This window comes from Flavobacterium sp. LPB0248 (genome assembly GCF_013388355.1).
Taxonomy (GTDB): Bacteria; Bacteroidota; Bacteroidia; order Flavobacteriales; family Flavobacteriaceae; genus Flavobacterium.
In genome coordinates this window covers 2796423-2814367 of record NZ_CP058246.1, presented here as the reverse complement: position 1 = coordinate 2814367, position 17945 = coordinate 2796423, and the positions used below count along the sequence as shown (strand labels likewise).

Sequence of the window (17945 nt, the reverse complement as noted above, 5' to 3'; positions counted from 1 at the left end):
GATTGTATTACTAGAGAACTTCACTTTTTACTTACTATTATCTTGTAAAGTATGCTGCACTAAATCATCTACAGAAACAGAACGGCTAATATGCCCAAAGAGAATTTCAAGATTTTCTGCACGTAGGCTATCCCTGACATCTGAACGGGCTTCGGCTATTTTTAGAGTAATGTTCTTTGCCTGCAAATCAATAAATAAATTCTTTAAGAAACGTGCGCCAGCAATATCGATGCGAGGTGAAGAGTTGAGATCTAATATTACTGTTTTTAAAGAATCTTGTTCGCTGTAGATTTTTTCCAAGATTCGTTCTTTAATGTATTCTGCATTGAAATAGAATATAGAAGATTCTACTCTTATGATCAATATGTTTTCCATTATCTCATTGTCAGGATGTCTTTTCAGATCTGTATAAACTCTCGTTCCTGGAATTCTTCCTAAAAAAGCTACATGAGGTTTTGAAGCCGCTTTTAATAAAAGCAACAAGGTTACGAGTGTTGCAAGCAAAACTCCCGCGAGAATTCCCCAGATTAATACTCCGGCAAGCGCAACCATAACTACAGCAAATTCTTGCTTGTTTATTTTATAAAGATGTCTCATTTCTTTCCAATCAAAAAGTCCTCTTATTGCTACTAAAACAATGGCGGCCAAAATTACGGTTGGCAGATTTTGAAGATATCCTGTTAAAAACAAGAGACAGCAAGCAATTGTAGCCGAAGCAAATAAAAGCGACAACGGTGTTTTAGCTCCTGCGGCATCGTTTACAGCTGATTGCGACAAACCGCCTGCAACAGGATAACCGTGTCCGAATGAAACAGCAGCATTAGCAACTCCAAGTGCCAGAAGTTCCTGACGCGGATCGATAACATATCCGTTTTTTTGTGCTAAGGTTCGTCCAGCAGAAACGCTTTCTATATAAGACAATAAAAAACAAGCCATTGAGAGTGGCAAAACTCCCTCTACATCTCGAATCCGAAGCGAAGGCAGATGAAATTCAGGAAGACCAGTTGGAATAATTCCAACTGTATGGAATTCCGCATATTGTAATGATGTAGCCGAAATAAGAATAATAGATAAAATGACAATTACTATTGCAACTGGAAACTGCGGTGCTATTTTTTCTCCTATAATTAATATCAGAATAGCAATTATTCCAAAAATAAAAACAGCTGTATTCATATCTGGAATTTGATGAACGAGAATAACAATTCGTTCCAAGAAATTATCACCGCCACCTTTAACTCCAAATAGTTTCGGCAATTGTGTTAAACCGATAGTAATCGCCGCGCCTGCTTTGAATCCAACCAAAACAGTTTCACTAATAAAATTAATAATTCCACTTAACCTCAGCAAATAGGCAACAATGGCCATTCCAGCAAATACTAAGGCAGAAAGTGAGGCAATTTCAGACCAGCGCTGTACATCTCCGTTTGCCATACCTGATATAGTTGTGCCTACCAATAAAGAAATTGCAGAAGTTGGACCTATTGCAAGCTGTCTGCTAGATCCTAAAAAAGCATAAAATATTCCGCCAATGAGATATCCGTAAATTCCATATTGAGGAGGCAAACCTGCAAGAGTTGCATAGGCAAGAGAAACAGGAATTCCGTAAGAGGCAAGCGTTACTCCTGCAACAAAATCTCTTTTGAGATCCTGCTTTTTATAATTTTTAATCCAGTCTAGTGAGGGTAAAAGCTTAGAAATCATATTAAAAAAGATTAAGATAGTACTAATTCACAATTATAAATGAATGTTTACAGCTGCAAAAGGTTACTCCTTCTCTTCTAACAATGCTTTCTTAACCTCATTGAGTTCTGCAATTTTCTCTGGACTTACTTTAGGATATTCCAAATCCATTTCGTCTAAAGCATGAATAATTGCAGAAGCAATCGCAATTCGAGCATAAGACTTATCATCGGCAGGAATTACATACCAAGGCGATTTTTTGGTCGATGTATTTTTAATTAATTCCTCATACGCATGCATATAATCATCCCAATAGCCTCGTTCTTTGGCATCGGCTGCGCTAAATTTCCAGTTTTTATCTGGATTGTCGACCCTTTCAATAAATCTTCTCTTTTGTTCTTGTTTAGAAACATTTAGAAAAAACTTAATGACGACGGTTCCGTTTCTATTCAGATACCTTTCAAAGTTCCGAATGTCTTCAAAACGATTATCCCAAATGTCTTTGGTAATCAATTTCTCAGGAAGTTTTTGCCCTCTCAATATTTGTTCATGAACACGAACCACCAATACTTCTTCATAGTAAGAACGATTAAAAATTCCTATTCGTCCTCTTTCTGGAAGGTGCTTTTGACAACGCCATAAATAATCATGATCTAACTCTTCTGAGCTTGGTCCTTTAAAAGAAGAAACCTGACAACCCTGCGGATTTATTCCTGACATTACATGCTTTATAGCACCATCTTTTCCAGCTGCATCCATAGCTTGAAAAATAATAAGAACAGACCACTTATCTTGCGCATACAAAATATCCTGCATGGCAGCTAGAGCCTTAACTCCCATTTTTAATGTTTTTCGAACTGAGATATTGTCATTTTCTATAGAATAAGAAGTTGGTTTACCTTTTAATGTGAAGTTCTTATCGTCGCCTACACAATATTGCTCAGAAAATTTTTTTGCCCGATGTAATAATTCCTTTTTAGTTAATTTTTTTAAATCATTATCATCTCTTTCCTCTTTTTTGTGTTTTTTCTTGTTATTTTTTGACATGATTACAAAAGTTTTTGAATTATTATTACTAGTCCTTTGAATAATTTATTCTTACAAAAATGCAGTTTATCGGCAGTAAATGACATTTCATCCTACTTTGCATTATCAATTGAAATACAGACAGATAAAATTTTAACTAAAATTAACAAAATTCGCACAATATTTAACCACCTAAGCAAAAAAACGCTAACTTAGCTATTGCACTTTATTGGTTTTTAGTTAGTTGTATTTAATGAATTTTACCTAAAAGAATTTAACAATGAACAAAATCTATTCCTCCGCAGTCTTACTATGTATTTTAATGCTTTCTTGCAAAAAAGAAACACCTCCAGCACCCAAACCATTAGAAATTCCAGTTATTCAAGTTCTGCAACAAGATGTAAAACTCGAGTCAGAATTCACAGGACAAACTTATGGTCAATCAGACATTCAGATTAATCCACGAGTTGATGGTGTGATTCAGAGTCTCAATTTCAAAGAAGGAGGTTTAGTAACCAAAGGACAATTATTATATACAATTGACCCTTTGCCTTTTCAAAATAAAGTTACCGAAGCTGAAGGAAGATTAGCTGAAATGCAAGCCAGATTAGCGAAAACCAAGTCTGATTATGAAATGATGGAGCCGCTAGCAAAGATGAATGCCATCAGCCAGAGAGAATTTATAGGGGCTAAAGCCGCATATAATGCTTCTCAAGCTTCCATTAATGCAGCAACTGCTAATCTAAGAAACTCAAAAATAGAATTAAGCTATTGCAATATTACAGCACCTATTTCTGGATTAATTGGAATATCAAAAGTTAGAGTGGGCGATTACGTTCGACCAGGTCCTGCTTCTGTTTTGAATACCGTTTCTGATTTAGGAGATGTAAGAGTTCGCTTTACTATGAGTGAACAGGAATTTCTTAGAATTTTTAGAGAAATGTCAAAAAAGGATTCTGAATTAAGAGGAGAAGCAAAATCAATTTCTATTTTACTCTCAGATGGCACACCATATCCCGAAACAGGAAAAATAAGTTTTGCTGATAGACAAATTGATCCTGCAACAGGTGCTGTAACTTTTGAAGCGGCATTCTCAAATCCGCAACAGTTGATTCGTCCAGGTCAATATGTAAAAATTCATGTTGTTACCGATATTCATAAAAATGCATTGATTATACCGCAACGCTCTGTTATTGAAATGCAAGGAATAACTCAGGTTTATGTACTTGATCCAAATAACAAAGTAGAAATGAAAGAAGTAAAACTTGGCCCAGCATTCAAAGACTCGTTCATTGTTAATGATGGTTTAACAGCCAACGACAAAATTGCACTGGGAGGAAGCTCTCAAGTAAAAAGTGGCAATGTTATAGCGCCTAAAATTAAAGAATGGGCTCCAGGGAAAGCAATTAATTAATTTCTGTACTAACTAAATAATTTAGAAACATCATTATGGGAGAATTTTTTGTTAGACGACCAATTGTTGCCATGGTAATTAGTATTATTATTATTATACTTGGATTACTGGCTTTACAGAAAACACCGGTAGCTCAATATCCAGATATTGTTCCGCCATTAGTAAAAATCACTACTTCTTTTACAGGAGCAAATGCTATAAATGTAGAACAGGCTGTTGCCACACCAATTGAACAAAAAGTAAATGGTGTAGAGAACATGCTATACATGAAATCCATCAATACTTCTGACGGAGCACTTACTGTAGAAGTAACTTTTGATGTAGGTACAGATTTGGACAATGCCAACATGCTTACCCAAAATAAGGAAAAGCAAGCCGAACCATTTTTACCACAGAGTGTTAAACAACAGGGTGTCTCCATTAAAAAATCACTATCATTTCCGATGATGATTTTTACCATAACATCATCAGATCCTAAATATGACGGAGTCTTTTTAAACAACTATGCATATATCAACGTTATTGATGCTCTTGCTAGAATTAAAGGTGTTGGAGACTGTATTCTGTTTGCCGGAAGTGAGTATTCAATGAGAATTTGGCTACAACCAGGTAAAATGAGTAGTTTAGGAATTACAGTTGATGAAGTTAAAAAAGCTCTAAACGATCAGAACATGATTACACCTGGAGGAAAATTTGGTGCCGAACCCGCTCCTCTAGGAACTGATTTTACTTATAGTGTAACACTCCAGGACCGACTTGTAACCCAAAAACAATTCTCAGAAATTATAGTAAAAAGTAAAGAAGACGGAGCAAAAGTACTTCTTAGCGATATTGCTAGAATTGAACTTGGCACCGAAAACTACAGTTCAACTGCCCGAAGAAATGGGAAACCAAGTGCGGCAATCGGAATATTCCAAATGCCAGGAAGTAATGCTTTAGATGTTGCAGCAAAAGCAAAGGAAACTATGGAAGAAATATCCAAAAGATTTCCTAAAAATGTTGATTATCAAGTTTCTTTAGATACTACAACAGCAATTACTGCTGGGGTTGAAGATATTATTCATACACTTTTTGAAGCTATCTTATTAGTAATACTTGTTGTGTTTATCTTCCTTCAAAACTGGCGTGCAACACTGATTCCATTGATTACTGTTCCGGTATCATTAATTGGTACTATTGCCGTTTTTCCAATGCTAGGATTTTCAATCAATACGCTTTCACTTTTAGGATTAGTGTTGGCAATTGGTATAGTCGTCGACGATGCTATTGTGGTTGTAGAAGCTGTTGTGCATCATATAGAACATGGCAAAACCCCAAAAGAAGCAACAATTCAAGCCATGCGGGAAGTATCTGGACCCGTAATTGCAATTGCTTTAATTTTGATTGCGGTATTTGTTCCTGTAGCAATGACTCCAGGAATTACTGGACGTTTTTACCAACAATTTGCCATAACCATTGCCGTCTCCGTCGCATTCTCTGCATTTAGCGCTCTATCACTCAGTCCGGCACTCTGTGCAATGCTCTTAAAACCAACTAAACCTGTAGAAGAACAAACAGGATTGCTTGCCAAATTTTTCGCTGGTTTTAATAGAATTTTCGAAAACGTTACAGGCAGATATATTAATGGGGCAACATTTTTTGCAAAAAAATCTTTAAGGATTATTATTTTATTAGTTGTCATTTTAGGTGCCGTAGTTTTGTTAGGAAAGAAAGTGCCTTTGGGATTTATTCCCGAAGAAGATCAGGGCTACATATTGGTAAATATAAGCACTCCTCCTGCTTCGTCTTTACAACGAACGGATGAAGTAACAAGAAAGATAGAGTCTATTTTATCAAAAGAAGAGACACTCGATTGTTATACAACAATTAACGGTTACAGTTTATTGACGAGTTCCTATTTACCAGCAAATGGTTTTATATTTATTGCACTAAAACCTTGGGAAGAAAGAACGCATACAGCAAAACAAATAGCGGATAAACTCAATGCTCAGTTCGCAACAAAAATTACCAATGCTACAGTGATGGCTTTTGGTCCGCCTGCCATTCAAGGATTAGGAGCGTCGGCGGGATTCAGTATGATGTTGCAAGATCGGGGGGGAAATACACCCCAATATCTGGCACAACAAACTCAGGCTTTTATTGTCGAAGCTCAAAAACGTCCAGAAATAAAAAGAATTTACACGACTTATAACGCAGGAACTCCTCAAATCAAATTAGAAATTGATAACGACAAAGCCATGAAATTAGGTGTACCTGTTTCAAAAGTCACCGAAGTATTAGGAACTTTTTTAGGAGGAACTTATGTAAATGATTTTAACCGATTTGGCCGTCAATACAAAGTTTATCTACAAGGAGAAGCTGTTGATCGAGTTAAACCGGAAAATCTGAATTTGCTTTACGTTAAAAATGACAAAGGAGATATGTTACCAGTATCCACTTTAGTAACTGCAACAAAAGTTTCAGGACCTGATTTTACCAATCGTCTTAATTTATTTAGAGCAGCAGAAATTGGAGGTGCACCAAACGATGGGTATAGCAGTGCGCAAGCATTGGATGCATTAGAAGAAGTCGCAAAAACAACACTGCCATCGGATATGAGTTACGATTATATCAACTTATCGTATCAGGAAAAACATTCCCCTGGTGGAGGAACAGTATTTGCTATGGCATTGGTATTTGTATTTTTAATTCTTGCCGCTCAATATGAAAGCTGGAAGCTACCTTTCAGTGTATTACTAGGAGCTCCTTTCGCAGTATTTGGAGCCTTTTTAGGGCTTTTTTTGGCAAGATTTGGAAGTGATGCCTATGTCAACAACGTTTTTGCCCAAATCGGACTCGTTTTACTTATCGGATTAGTGGCAAAAAATGCCATTCTTATTGTTGAGTTTGCCAAAGAAGAATATGAGAAAGGCAAACCTCTTTACGAATCGGCAATGGTAGCGGCAAGACTTCGTTTTCGCCCGATTCTGATGACTGCTTTTGCTTTTATTCTTGGAGTTGTGCCATTATTAACCGCTACAGGTGCAGGTTCTCAAGCCCGTATTGTAATGGGAATGGCCGTATTTAGCGGAATGTTAATCGCTACAGTTCTCGGTGTATTAATTGTACCAGGTCTATTTGTTATGATTGAAAGAATTGGACATAAGAAAGAGGAAACAATCGTAGAAGGAGAAAACAATGTAGAATCAAATACTACAGACCATGAGTAAGAAATATAAAATAATCGTTATTGTATTGGTTGTTTCCTTACTTCCAGTGGGATGTATGGTCGGACCAAAATATAAAAAACCTGAGCAGTTAAAATCAGATTCTTATAAAAACGAAAGAAATTTAGACAGTCTCGCTTCAGTAACCAACTTAAAATGGTTTGATTTGTTTAATGATGATGTTTTAAAAGGTCTTATTCAAAAAGGCCTTGAGAATAATTACGATTTAAAAATTGCAGTTTCAAGAATTGAACAGTTTCGTGCTGAATTAGGGTATTCCAAAGCCGATTTGTTTCCGGCTTTTCAATATGGAGCTACTATAAACAGCAATAAGAAATACATTACTCCATCGACCGCTGGAGCAAGTATGTCTTGGGAACTAGATTTCTGGGGGAAATTTCGCCATGAAAACAATGCTGTCAAAGATGAACTTCTCGCTACAGAAGAAGCTCGTAAAGTAATATTGTCTGATATCGTTGCCAATATTGCAATAGCGTACTTTCAGATGCGAAATTTTGATGATCAGCTGGAAATAACCAAGCATACTCTTGAAACAAGAGAGAAGTACTATCAAATCATAAGTGAGAGATTTGAAAAAGGGTACATCTCAGAAGTGGACAAAGTACAGATTGAACAGCAGGTTGCCATTGCAGAAGCTGCAATTCCTAACATTGAAAGACAAATAACCTATCAAGAAAATGCAATTGCATTGCTTACAGGTCAGCTACCTACTGAAATTCCGAGAGGAAAAAGCAATACCGAATTACAGATAGTCAGCAAAATTCCATTATCAATTCCGTCTGCCTTATTAGAAAACAGACCCGATGTAAAAGCGGCCGAATTAAGATATGCAGCAGCAAACGAAAGAATTGGCGTAGCACAGGCAATGCGTTTTCCGTCTATCAATCTAGCTGCAATTGCCGGATTTGCCAGTGCCGATTTGAGTAATCTATTTTTAGGAAGCTCATATATACAAAATGCTTCTGGCGGAATTGCAGGACCAATATTTGCATTTGGAAAAAACAAAAGAAGAGTTGAAATAAACAGACAACAAGCAGAACAGTTCAAATTTCTTTATCAACAAAAATATATTGACGCTGTTTCAGAAGTAGAACAATCAATACAAAACGTTAGAACTTATCAAGAAGAATGGAAAGCCCGCAATAGACAAGTTCAAGCTGCTTTAATAAACTTTAAACTATCTCACGAAAGATATGACAGCGGTTACGTTTCTTACTTAGAAGTTTTAGATGTAGAAACCAACCTTTTCAATGCACAGTTAAGTCTAGCACAATTATCTGAAAGACAATTAAGTTCAATGGTTGAATTGTACAAAGCACTTGGCGGAGGGTGGAATCTCTAAGATTCTGAGATTCTAAGTTGCTAAGGTTCTAAGTTTTTTGAACCAAAACGCATAAAAAACAAAAAAGCACTATGAAAATAGTGCTTTTTTGTTTTTAAATCTTTGTTACTTCAATCCTAAACTTAGTATCTCAGAATCTTAGCAACTTAGTATCTTAAAAATTAACAGAACTCGTTAAACGCATCCTGTAAATTCTCAGCAATTAATTCAGCTGGACGTCCTTCAATGTGGTGACGCTCTAACATGTGAACCAATTCTCCGTTTTTAAACAAAGCCATAGATGGCGAAGATGGAGGAAATGGAAACATGTGTTGTCTTGCAGCATCAACAGCTTCTTTGTCTACACCTGCAAAAACAGTAATTAAATGATCTGGTTTTTTAGCATTATCCAAACTCATTTTTGCTCCCGGACGTGCATTTCTTGCAGCGCACCCGCAAACAGAGTTTACAACTACTAAAGTGGTACCTTCAGCTTTGATAGCATTCTCAACAGCTTCAGCACTATGTAAATCTTGAAAACCTGCAGCTGTTAATTCAGCTTCCATTGGTTTTACCATGTCTAGTGGATACATATTTTTTGTCTTTTAAATTGTACTTTTTGAACTGCAAAGTTACAAAGTTTACTCGCAACTAGTTACTTTGAAGTATAAAGTTTTGTTATAGTTCGATTGATTTAGCTGAAAGCTAGAGAGTCATTATCAAGAAAGTCAAAATTAAGCCTCAAAACAAGCTGTTTTTTTTCCGTTTTACTTAGCAAATTTCTTTTGATACGGATACGTTTCGTAGATTGTATTATCCTCGTTAATAGAAAAGCCTTTAGCAGCATCTTCTCTGGCTATGCCAACTAAAGCGACAACTTCTTCTCTTGACTTTCCTTGTTTCAGCCAGCAGATTGCTTTATAATACTTCGCATCTGAAAATTCTGGATATATTTTTAATGCTTTATCAAAAACAGCAATTGCCTCATCCCATTTTTTAAGCTCATACTTCGCAATTCCCTGATAAAAATATGCCGTAGGATGCTCTAATTGCTGACGATTTTTATAAATATCATTTACATAATCGTCAAAAAGCTTTTCTGCTTTTTCATATTCATTCAGCTGAAGATAACAAAGTCCTTTATAAAAGTTGAACGAATGATCCATAACATAACTGTTTCCATATAGTTTTATGGCATCATCAAAGTCTATAATAGCATCTTTATACTCGTGAGAAAAAATGCATTTCATAAAAGCTCTATAAGAAAGCCAGCGCTCTTTATTGTAAAATACCGCTTTATCTAGAAAAGGCATGCCAACTTCGTACTTTTTACATTTAAAGTAAGGCATCGCTTTCTGTTGCCATAAATAAGCAACAGTACTATCTTTTTTCAAACCTTGATCAAGACAATCTTGCCATTCGGTCATTTCAAAAATATAATTGTGTTTTTCGGCACAATTGGTTAAAAATTCATCGACAATTGCATCATGAGCCTTGTTGGTAGAAACCTGTCCGAATGATAAAATGGTAAAAAAGAAACTGAATAATGAAGTAATGGTTTTCAATTGTTGCGTTTTTAGTTAGATTTATTTGAAAGAAAAATCACTCTAAATAACGCTTTAATAAATGGAATTTTTGGACACTTTAAAATAACTTTAACATCTTCTAAAAAAATAGTTTCTTCGTCTAAAAATTTGAAAATCAATTCAGGATTTCCTTTTTTAAATAAGGAAGAAAAAATGACGCTTCCTACTTCATTATGTCGATACAGAATATCCAAAAGCAATAAATCATAAAACCAAAATTTAGATTTTTTATGAAACAATTTCATACTGAGCGAAATCGAAGTGTCATTCTGAATAAATTTAACCAGTTCTGTCGATTTTTTATCTGAGTTTTTAAAAGTATAACCTGTACTTGCTTTTGTCCAGCCGCCTGCAGTGCCAATATTCAAGACTCTTTTGGTATTTCTTTCCCAAAATGGATAACAGGTCATGGGAATGCTTCCCTCCTCTTTTTCAAGAATTTGATATTGGCTTACACCGAGCTTCTTCAAATACATTTGAATCTCGTTTTCATATTCCTCTTTCGAAAGCAATTTTTCTGAAAACAACGTATATTCTACCAAAGCTTCCGTTTTTGAAGTCGGCAGCACATACATAAATCTTGTATTTTCTTTTTGTTCAACCGAAAAATCCATGAAAGTTACTTCTTCAGGATTGAAAACTTCCTCTTTCGCTTTTACAAACCAACCCACAAAATGCTGTTGCAAAACGGGATATTTATTTTGCCTTTCGGCGAAAGTCTTAGTATAAATACTATTGAATAAATAATTGCAGGTAAATCTGTTTCCTTCTGTTCCAACAAAAACATGGTTTTCCAATTCGTTGATGTCGGTCACTTTTTCATTTAAAAACGTAATATTCGATTGTTTTGAAATGGTTTCAAAAACGAAATTATAAAAATCTAACCCGTTGATTTTCTTATACGAATAGGGTCTTAAATCCAGATCGCGTCTGAAATTCTCATTAGAAAAAAGAGCCGAATCCCATTTTTTTGAAATAACCGAATCCCAGATGCTTGCTTCTTTTTCCCAGAAACACCAAGTTCTGTCATTGGATTTCTTCAAATCCTGATCTAACAGTAAAATGGTTTTATCAGCGAATTTTCCAGACAAAATCATTTTATAAACCGTCATCAAAGATGCTAGTCCTGTTCCTGTAAAAATGTAATCGAAATGTGGGATTTGCGAAGAATTCATTCTCAAAAATAAGAAATTTTATTCTTTTATAATTTTATTACAAAATTCAAAATCCTTTAGAGAAAAGATATCTCTAAAGGATTTTTTGATTTAGTTATTCTTATTAACCTATTTAGCTTTTTTCAATTCTTCAATATCTCTTTGTTGTTTTTCAAGCATTTTTTGCTGATTTGTTATTTGGCTTTTTTGTTCTGTTAAAGTTTTATTCTGCTCAATCAAATATAATGTAAGCTCTTCAACTTTTTTCAATAGTGTTTTGTTCATTTCTCCCAATTCTAAACCATTATCAGCTATTTCTTTTGCCGAAGGAACTTCTGGTAGATGTTTATTCTCTTTAATATACTTCTCTAAATTTTCTAAAGACGATACCTTGTAATCTTCTTCAAACACATAATCTGGCCAATTGACTGCTTCAACTTTTACTTCTCTTGAGCGAATGTTCCCATTAACAGATAATTTTTCTCTAGGAGTTGAGGTACCAATCCCAACACTCCCTCCAGTCAGATTTAAAATCAAATCATTACCGAGCTCATTTATTCGAAGAGGCTGGCCTCCATGTGCTTGTATCCAAGTATAATTGGCATTATAACCCATTCTTAAATTTGCCCCTGTTGACAAACCACCTAAAACAAATGTGTCACCATTTGAATCTTGCGCCTTATTAACAATATTCAACTTAGCTTCAGGAGTTGACGTACCAATGCCAACATTACCACCGTTAAAGTAACTATTCCCATTACTATCAATAACATTTCTAAAAAGACCATTATACTGCATTGCAAATTGAGTTTCTGACCAATAATTTACATCGGACGGATAAGTGTACCCATACATTTTAATACCGCCATTACTATCAGAATTGGACATCTCTAATGTTAATTTTGCATTTGGATCTCTCCTTGCGCCAACACTAATATTTCCATTGTCTGCTATAATTAATTTAGGACCGTATCTATCAACATCTTTATTATAATTCCAAAATTGAAGTGAATTACCATATGGGCCTGTCATATTATATAAGACCCAACGATGGGCGGAACCATAATCAATTTTAGACGGATTTTGTAAAATCAAAGCTCCCCCTTCATTTGATGCTTCACTAAAAATATTTGATTGTGCAAAGGAGTTTAATCCTGAAAGCATCAATAATAAGTAAAAAAAAATTTTCATGGTTTGTAGTTTTATTTCAATTTATTTTGGTGTTCTAAAAGTATGGAAAACCTATTAAAAAAATTGAAATAAAATGAATGCTTCCTGATATATTCCCGACTGAATCATTAAAAAGCGACAAATTATTCTTTCCTTTTTTCTAAAAAAAACATAAAAAGACCGCAATTTATTATTTCATTTTGCCGTTTGTTTACAATATGATTTAATTCTATCTTTAGTAGTACAAAAAATAAAATTTCTGCCTTATGCATAAATTGATCCTTTTCATTAAAACTTATGAACCTGATTTTAAAACCGTTTATAAGCTTTTAGATTCTATAGATGAATTTAACAAAGACAGCATTCCGGTAGTTATTTCTGTAAACGATGAGCATTTTGGTTTCTTAAAAAAGGACTGTCATGAGAAATATAAAGTCTATCGCGATTCTGAAATCTGCAAAACAACAATTACCGAAGGATGGAGATACCAGCAAATCATAAAATGCAATGTTTACAAGCTTAATATCTGCGAAAATTATGTTGCTATAGATTCTGATGCCGTTTTTATAAAGAACTTTTACATTTCAGATTTTATGTATGACGAAAATACACCGTACACTATCATGCAAGAATCTAAAGATTTACTTGAAATGACAGAAAGAGTTGGTATGGATTCTGAAAATCTGTTTTTTAAAAGAGCTTTGAGAGATACTCGTCCGTTTTTTGGCAATAAAGGTAAAGAATGGGATTATGGTCCATCTCCCTATATCTGGAATTGCAAGGTTTGGGAACATTTTAATGAAGTGTTCTTAAAAGAAATAAGTCTCACTTTTGATCAATTTTTTACCCAAATAGACAAAAAAAGCTATTCCCCAAGTGATTGTGTCATCTATGGAGAATATCTGCTAAAGACCAGATTAATAGACATACTCCCAATTGGTAGCCTTTTTAAAGTTTATCATTACAAAAAGCAATATGCAATCGAAAAAAACCAGTTGAAACTTGAGCAATTGCGCAAAATTTATCTTGGTCTAATTCACCAAAGTAATTGGCGAAGAAAGAAAAAAAAGTGGTATCGATTTTTTTAATGAAAATGCTATTCTACAACAGAATTTCAGATGATAAAAGCAAGTAAAGTTTATTTGGTATTTCTAAACGGAAAATCTAATGCCGGCGGTGCAGAACGGATGGTTCATTATTTAGATGAATATCTCAAAAGCCGAAATATTCTGACTGAAATAATAGATGAGGATCGTTTAAAGAACACTTTTATCGGAAAGCTATACTGGAAATTATTCAATAAAAGGCATTTCGAAAAACGAAGAGCAAAATATATCGCACAATTTACAACTGTTTTTCTCTGGCTTAATTATCGATCAAATAGATTAGTCATTAGCAATGGCGAACCCACAGCTTATTATCCAACCGATTACGTAATTTCTCATGGTTGTTATCATAAAATGGAATTAGACTACGGAAGAAAAGATGCTCGATTGAGTAGAGTGGCCAAATTGCAAATGATAGCTTGCAAAAATGCCCAAAAAATAATCGCTGTTGAAGACAATGTCAAAAAAGATTTAATAGAATACTATGGAATTAATGAAAACAAAGTAAGTGTAGTGCCAAATTGTATTGATAAAACTAATTTTTATCCCATAAAAAAACCTTCAACCAATTTTAAAACAGTTATATATATTGGCCGACTCGAATATGGAAAAGGCATTTCAGAATTACAGGAACTAGCAAGACTTGTTGAACAGCAAAACGATTGGAGGCTTCTTATTGCAACAAACAATCCTTGTAATACTGAACTTTTTAAAAATTTAAATCACACCGAAATCTTAGTCGGATTAACCATAGACAATATCAACGAACTGGCTTATTCACGAGCAGATATTGTTTTCTATCCTTCTTATTCAGAAAGTTTTGGAATGGTGACTATTGAAGCACTCGCTTGCGGAAGACCAATTGCAGGAAGCGCCGTCGGCATTCTTCCCAAATTAGTCAAAGACAAACAGCCTGGCGCTTATTTGCTTCCTAAACAAATCGATGAGAATATTTTTCAGTTTTTGGATCATTGCATTGAAGATTCAAAAAAAATAAGTCCAGAGAAGATTCATGAAATGACAATGAAAAAGTTTAGCGTTGAATTTTATTTTGAACAAATGGATAAGCAGTTTACTAATTAAACCAGCTAATTATCAATACAAATATTTTTGATTTTAAAAATTGCTTATGAGAATTTTATATTTCTATCCCGAAAATCCGCTGCACAAGGCAAAAGGAAATAATGCAAGAGCATTGTCTTTATTAGAATATTTTAAATCAAGAAATATTACTGTTGATTTTGTTGGCGTTGAAACAGACCTATTTGCTACAAATGAAATCAACAAACTCAAAGAAGAAAAACTAATTTCTAACGGTTATTTTCTTCCTGTTTTTATCAGAAAAAAAAATAAGCTGAAGTATTTCTTTCAGTACTCGCTTCCTAATAAAATCAAAGGAAAAATTGGTTTGTTTGATAATATCCGTTCTGGTCATATTCCCGCTTTTAATGAAGCCTTAAAAGAGAATGAATATGATGTTATTTTGATTTCTTATCTGTATTGGTCAAAACTAATCAAGAATAATCCGTATCTGAAAAAGGCAAAGTTAATAATTGATACGCACGATTTCCTTACTTCACAATTTCAGAAAAAAAAGAAGTTCCAATTAGGTAAGTTTTTTGAAACAGAAATAAAACTTTTAAATTCTTATGATAAAATTTTAGTGATTTCTCCAGAAGAAAAATACCTTTTCTCTCAATTTATTAATAAAGAAATCGCTTTGATAACCCATAGCTTGCCACAAAAAAGCAATTTAAAAACAGAAAGTAAATACGACATTATCTATGTTGCCAGCGAAAACGAACACAACACCAAAGCCGCCAAATGGTTCTTTGATCATGTTTATCCTTTACTTTCAAAATCGCTAAAAATTGCTGTAATTGGAAAAATCACTAAATTCATAGATGACTACCCAAATGTGGAGAAAATTAGTTTTATTGAAAATCTTGATGATACTTATGCTCAGTCTAAAATTGCAATATGTCCAATGCTAAGCGGAACGGGAATCAAAATCAAAGTAATCGAAGCTTTGTCTCTCGGACTTCCGGTAGTGTGCAACGAAAGAGGCGTTGACGGATTAATAAATAAGTCTAATAATGGCTGTTTGGTTTCGAATGATCCGAATGAATTTGCTAGTCAGATCAATACATTACTAACCGATGCCGTTTTTTATACTAAAATCAGTTCTGAAGCCAATACCTATTTTAATGCTCATCATAGTCTTGATGCAACTTACAGCGTATTAGACAATGTATTTGAATTACAGCGATTCTAATTTTAAAAACAATGCTTCTAATGCATGATTTGAGAATGGTTCTAAACTTTCTGCAGAGTTTTGCTGCAATTCCAGCCAAAGCGATTTGTTTCCATACAAATTAAGTATCGCCGAAGCAAATTCCTCTTTAGCATCATAAATCAAAGCATTTCTTTCTTGAACCAGCTTCATGCCTTCCGCACCGATCGATGTCGTAACAACTGGCAAATAATACTCAAAAGCTTGACCGATTTTCCCCTTTACGCCTGCACCATATCGCAAAGGAGCAACCATCATTTTATTTGTAATAAATAATGGTTTTATATCGCATACATGGCCTCTAAAAATAAATCTCGAATCTGTAATATTTTTAAGCTTTTCATTGAGATTGCCTATAACATTTACTTTTATCGTGTTATTTGTCTTCCAAACTAATGGCATTATTTCATGGTATAAATAATTGACCGCATCAACATTAGGTTCATGTTGCGAACCTATAAAAAGCAAGTCTTCACGATCTTCAAAAGGCAAAAGTTCATCTTTACTCACTTTTAAGTAATGTATATTAGAAAGTATCATCAATTTGCGTTCATCGATATACTTTGCCATAATTTCATTTTCGACATTAGAAATAGTTAGTACTAAATCTACTTTTTTGGCTAATCTTGTTTCGATCCAAAAAAACTTCAAATAGTTTTTTGTTAATGAAATTCGGCTGGGATTAATCTTAATTGCTCTTTTATACCGCAGAAAATGAATATCTACCATATCATAAAGTGACGTAGCGAGCGGAAAAATTTTGGATACTTTTTTTACATTCCGGCCTAAAGCTTTTGCTCCGTAATACCACACAAAATCAACTTTAGGAATCGATTCTATGAAATCAAAATAGTTCGAATATTGATTGTTTTCTACAAAAACGATCGCGCCTAACTTACTGAAATAAGTGACGTAACCATTATCTCGAAAAGTATTTTTTGAACAAATAATACAATTATAATCTTTGCTTTTGAAAAACAATATAATCTCTTTCAGCCTGTTAGAACCCGAATCATGTTCAGGAGCTGGCATGTGGATATTAAAAAAAACAATAGTTTTATTTAATGGGTTGTAAGTATTATAATTTGGTATTGACTGATCAAGCTGGTTCTTAATTTCTTCTTTTCGTGTATAATAGCGCTTAATACTTTTAAATATCCCCATATTATCCTCTTATATAAGCTTAATTTTCTCTCTGTTTTTAATAATGAAATGATCTGAATCTCAATAAATTCAACATCTTACTTCATTCTTAAAACTCTTTCCATAATTTTTATATTGTATGAGAACATTATAAAAAGCTGTTAATTAACAAAGCAAAAAACATATATAACTGATTATCAACAACGTTTCCGATTTGTAAAGCTTTTCACCAATTTACGAATTAATTTTAAAAGATATTATTAAGAAACTCTTATTTATTTCATAATCAAAGAAGTATGATTCCTACTCTTTCAATTTTTCTAAAAGTATTTTGAATTCTTTTGTGCCTACATAAATATTATACTGAAAAATGATTTCGTTTTTCTCATTCAAAACACACAAAGTCGGATATGCAATCTGATTATTGATTGTTCCAAGCTGCAATGCCAGCTCATGAACTCCAACATTATTTCCTGAAGGTTTGTACTTAAAAATATGGTTGTTGAATGTAATATCTCGCTTTTCCTCTGCATTGAAATCAATAAAATAGAAATCGGAGTTTAATTTCCTGATAATTTCCTGATCTTTAAAAGTTGTGGATTTCATTCTCTGGCAAAATTGACACCAATCAGTATGAATGAAAACAATGGTTTTTCGTTTTTGGATTTGCTGTAAGTTGTCTATTTCTTCAAAAGTGCTGCTTTTTAATTGGCAGAATCCTGTTGAAGTTATTCCGAAGAGAATTAAGAGAAACAGCTTTTTCATTTTTTTTGTCTTGTTTGCCACAAATTACACGAATTTACGCAAATTAAAATTCGTGAT

Annotated in this window: 14 protein-coding genes; 6 read left to right on the top strand and 8 right to left on the bottom strand. The window is 33.9% G+C overall.

The window, feature by feature from the left end:
• Positions 1 to 27: 27 nt before the first annotated feature.
• Positions 28 to 1704 (bottom strand): SulP family inorganic anion transporter, encoded by a 1677-nt coding sequence (locus LPB248_RS11720; RefSeq protein ID WP_177211601.1) that lies wholly within the window; start codon positions 1702 to 1704, stop codon positions 28 to 30.
• 63 nt (positions 1705 to 1767) lie between these two features.
• Complete coding sequence (locus LPB248_RS11715) at positions 1768 to 2730, bottom strand: polyphosphate kinase 2 family protein (protein WP_177211600.1); 963 nt, start codon at positions 2728 to 2730, stop codon at positions 1768 to 1770.
• Positions 2731 to 2989: 259 nt separating this feature from the next.
• Between LPB248_RS11715 and LPB248_RS11710 the strand changes: the two genes are divergently transcribed.
• From LPB248_RS11710 to LPB248_RS11700, 3 genes are read left to right on the top strand one after another with little or no spacing between them, the layout of a single operon-like run.
• Positions 2990 to 4123: an efflux RND transporter periplasmic adaptor subunit gene (locus tag LPB248_RS11710; RefSeq protein ID WP_177211599.1), complete on the top strand. Its 1134-nt coding sequence runs from the start codon at positions 2990 to 2992 to the stop codon at positions 4121 to 4123.
• Positions 4124 to 4158: 35 nt separating this feature from the next.
• On the top strand, positions 4159 to 7332 hold the full coding sequence (locus LPB248_RS11705; RefSeq protein ID WP_177211598.1) for an efflux RND transporter permease subunit: 3174 nt from the start codon (positions 4159 to 4161) through the stop codon (positions 7330 to 7332).
• Complete coding sequence (locus LPB248_RS11700; protein WP_177211597.1) at positions 7325 to 8692, top strand: efflux transporter outer membrane subunit; 1368 nt, start codon at positions 7325 to 7327, stop codon at positions 8690 to 8692. The genes LPB248_RS11705 and LPB248_RS11700 overlap by 8 nt, the downstream gene beginning before the upstream one ends.
• A gap of 161 nt (positions 8693 to 8853) precedes the next feature.
• Here LPB248_RS11700 and LPB248_RS11695 read toward each other — a convergent pair whose 3' ends face one another.
• The 4 genes from LPB248_RS11695 to LPB248_RS11680 all read right to left on the bottom strand — a co-directional run bounded on the left by LPB248_RS11695 (position 8854) and on the right by LPB248_RS11680 (position 12602).
• Positions 8854 to 9264, bottom strand: a complete 411-nt coding sequence (locus LPB248_RS11695) for a BrxA/BrxB family bacilliredoxin (protein WP_111284876.1) — start codon at positions 9262 to 9264, stop codon at positions 8854 to 8856.
• 174 nt (positions 9265 to 9438) lie between these two features.
• Entirely contained in the window at positions 9439 to 10236 is a 798-nt protein-coding gene (locus LPB248_RS11690; protein WP_177211596.1) for a tetratricopeptide repeat protein, read from the bottom strand.
• An 11-nt stretch (positions 10237 to 10247) separates the two neighbouring features.
• The gene (locus LPB248_RS11685; RefSeq protein WP_177211595.1) at positions 10248 to 11432 is read right to left on the bottom strand and encodes a lycopene cyclase family protein; all 1185 of its coding nucleotides are present in this window, start codon (positions 11430 to 11432) and stop codon (positions 10248 to 10250) included.
• A gap of 108 nt (positions 11433 to 11540) precedes the next feature.
• Positions 11541 to 12602: a hypothetical protein gene (locus LPB248_RS11680; protein WP_177211594.1), complete on the bottom strand. Its 1062-nt coding sequence runs from the start codon at positions 12600 to 12602 to the stop codon at positions 11541 to 11543.
• Between the two features lie 245 nt (positions 12603 to 12847).
• Between LPB248_RS11680 and LPB248_RS11675 the strand changes: the two genes are divergently transcribed.
• The 3 genes from LPB248_RS11675 to LPB248_RS11665 are packed head-to-tail and all read left to right on the top strand — an operon-like array spanning position 12848 to position 15962.
• The gene (locus LPB248_RS11675) at positions 12848 to 13669 is read left to right on the top strand and encodes a DUF6492 family protein (protein WP_177211593.1); all 822 of its coding nucleotides are present in this window, start codon (positions 12848 to 12850) and stop codon (positions 13667 to 13669) included.
• A 30-nt stretch (positions 13670 to 13699) separates the two neighbouring features.
• On the top strand, positions 13700 to 14770 hold the full coding sequence (locus LPB248_RS11670; protein WP_177211592.1) for a glycosyltransferase family 4 protein: 1071 nt from the start codon (positions 13700 to 13702) through the stop codon (positions 14768 to 14770).
• 46 nt (positions 14771 to 14816) lie between these two features.
• Positions 14817 to 15962: a glycosyltransferase gene (locus tag LPB248_RS11665; RefSeq protein WP_177211591.1), complete on the top strand. Its 1146-nt coding sequence runs from the start codon at positions 14817 to 14819 to the stop codon at positions 15960 to 15962.
• Here the strand turns inward: LPB248_RS11665 and LPB248_RS11660 are convergent.
• Positions 15948 to 17144, bottom strand: coding sequence for a glycosyltransferase (locus LPB248_RS11660; protein ID WP_177211590.1), 1197 nt, complete (start codon positions 17142 to 17144; stop codon positions 15948 to 15950). The two genes, LPB248_RS11665 and LPB248_RS11660, sit on opposite strands and share 15 nt — an antisense overlap.
• Positions 17145 to 17426: 282 nt before the next feature.
• On the bottom strand, positions 17427 to 17888 hold the full coding sequence (locus LPB248_RS11655) for a thioredoxin family protein (protein ID WP_177211589.1): 462 nt from the start codon (positions 17886 to 17888) through the stop codon (positions 17427 to 17429).
• Positions 17889 to 17945 lie beyond the last annotated feature (57 nt).

Excerpts from the sequence above, each read along its gene's own strand:
- LPB248_RS11720 (WP_177211601.1), bottom strand. The coding sequence starts at position 1,704 with ATGATTTCTAAGCTTTTACCCTCACTAGACTGGATTAAAAATTATAAA.
- LPB248_RS11715 (WP_177211600.1), bottom strand. The coding sequence starts at position 2,730 with ATGTCAAAAAATAACAAGAAAAAACACAAAAAAGAGGAAAGAGATGAT.
- LPB248_RS11710 (WP_177211599.1), top strand. The coding sequence starts at position 2,990 with ATGAACAAAATCTATTCCTCCGCAGTCTTACTATGTATTTTAATGCTT.
- LPB248_RS11705 (WP_177211598.1), top strand. The coding sequence starts at position 4,159 with ATGGGAGAATTTTTTGTTAGACGACCAATTGTTGCCATGGTAATTAGT.
- LPB248_RS11700 (WP_177211597.1), top strand. The coding sequence starts at position 7,325 with ATGAGTAAGAAATATAAAATAATCGTTATTGTATTGGTTGTTTCCTTA.
- LPB248_RS11695 (WP_111284876.1), bottom strand. The coding sequence starts at position 9,264 with ATGTATCCACTAGACATGGTAAAACCAATGGAAGCTGAATTAACAGCT.
- LPB248_RS11685 (WP_177211595.1), bottom strand. The coding sequence starts at position 11,432 with ATGAATTCTTCGCAAATCCCACATTTCGATTACATTTTTACAGGAACA.
- LPB248_RS11680 (WP_177211594.1), bottom strand. The coding sequence starts at position 12,602 with ATGAAAATTTTTTTTTACTTATTATTGATGCTTTCAGGATTAAACTCC.
- LPB248_RS11675 (WP_177211593.1), top strand. The coding sequence starts at position 12,848 with ATGCATAAATTGATCCTTTTCATTAAAACTTATGAACCTGATTTTAAA.
- LPB248_RS11670 (WP_177211592.1), top strand. The coding sequence starts at position 13,700 with ATGATAAAAGCAAGTAAAGTTTATTTGGTATTTCTAAACGGAAAATCT.
- LPB248_RS11665 (WP_177211591.1), top strand. The coding sequence starts at position 14,817 with ATGAGAATTTTATATTTCTATCCCGAAAATCCGCTGCACAAGGCAAAA.
- LPB248_RS11660 (WP_177211590.1), bottom strand. The coding sequence starts at position 17,144 with ATGGGGATATTTAAAAGTATTAAGCGCTATTATACACGAAAAGAAGAA.
- LPB248_RS11655 (WP_177211589.1), bottom strand. The coding sequence starts at position 17,888 with ATGAAAAAGCTGTTTCTCTTAATTCTCTTCGGAATAACTTCAACAGGA.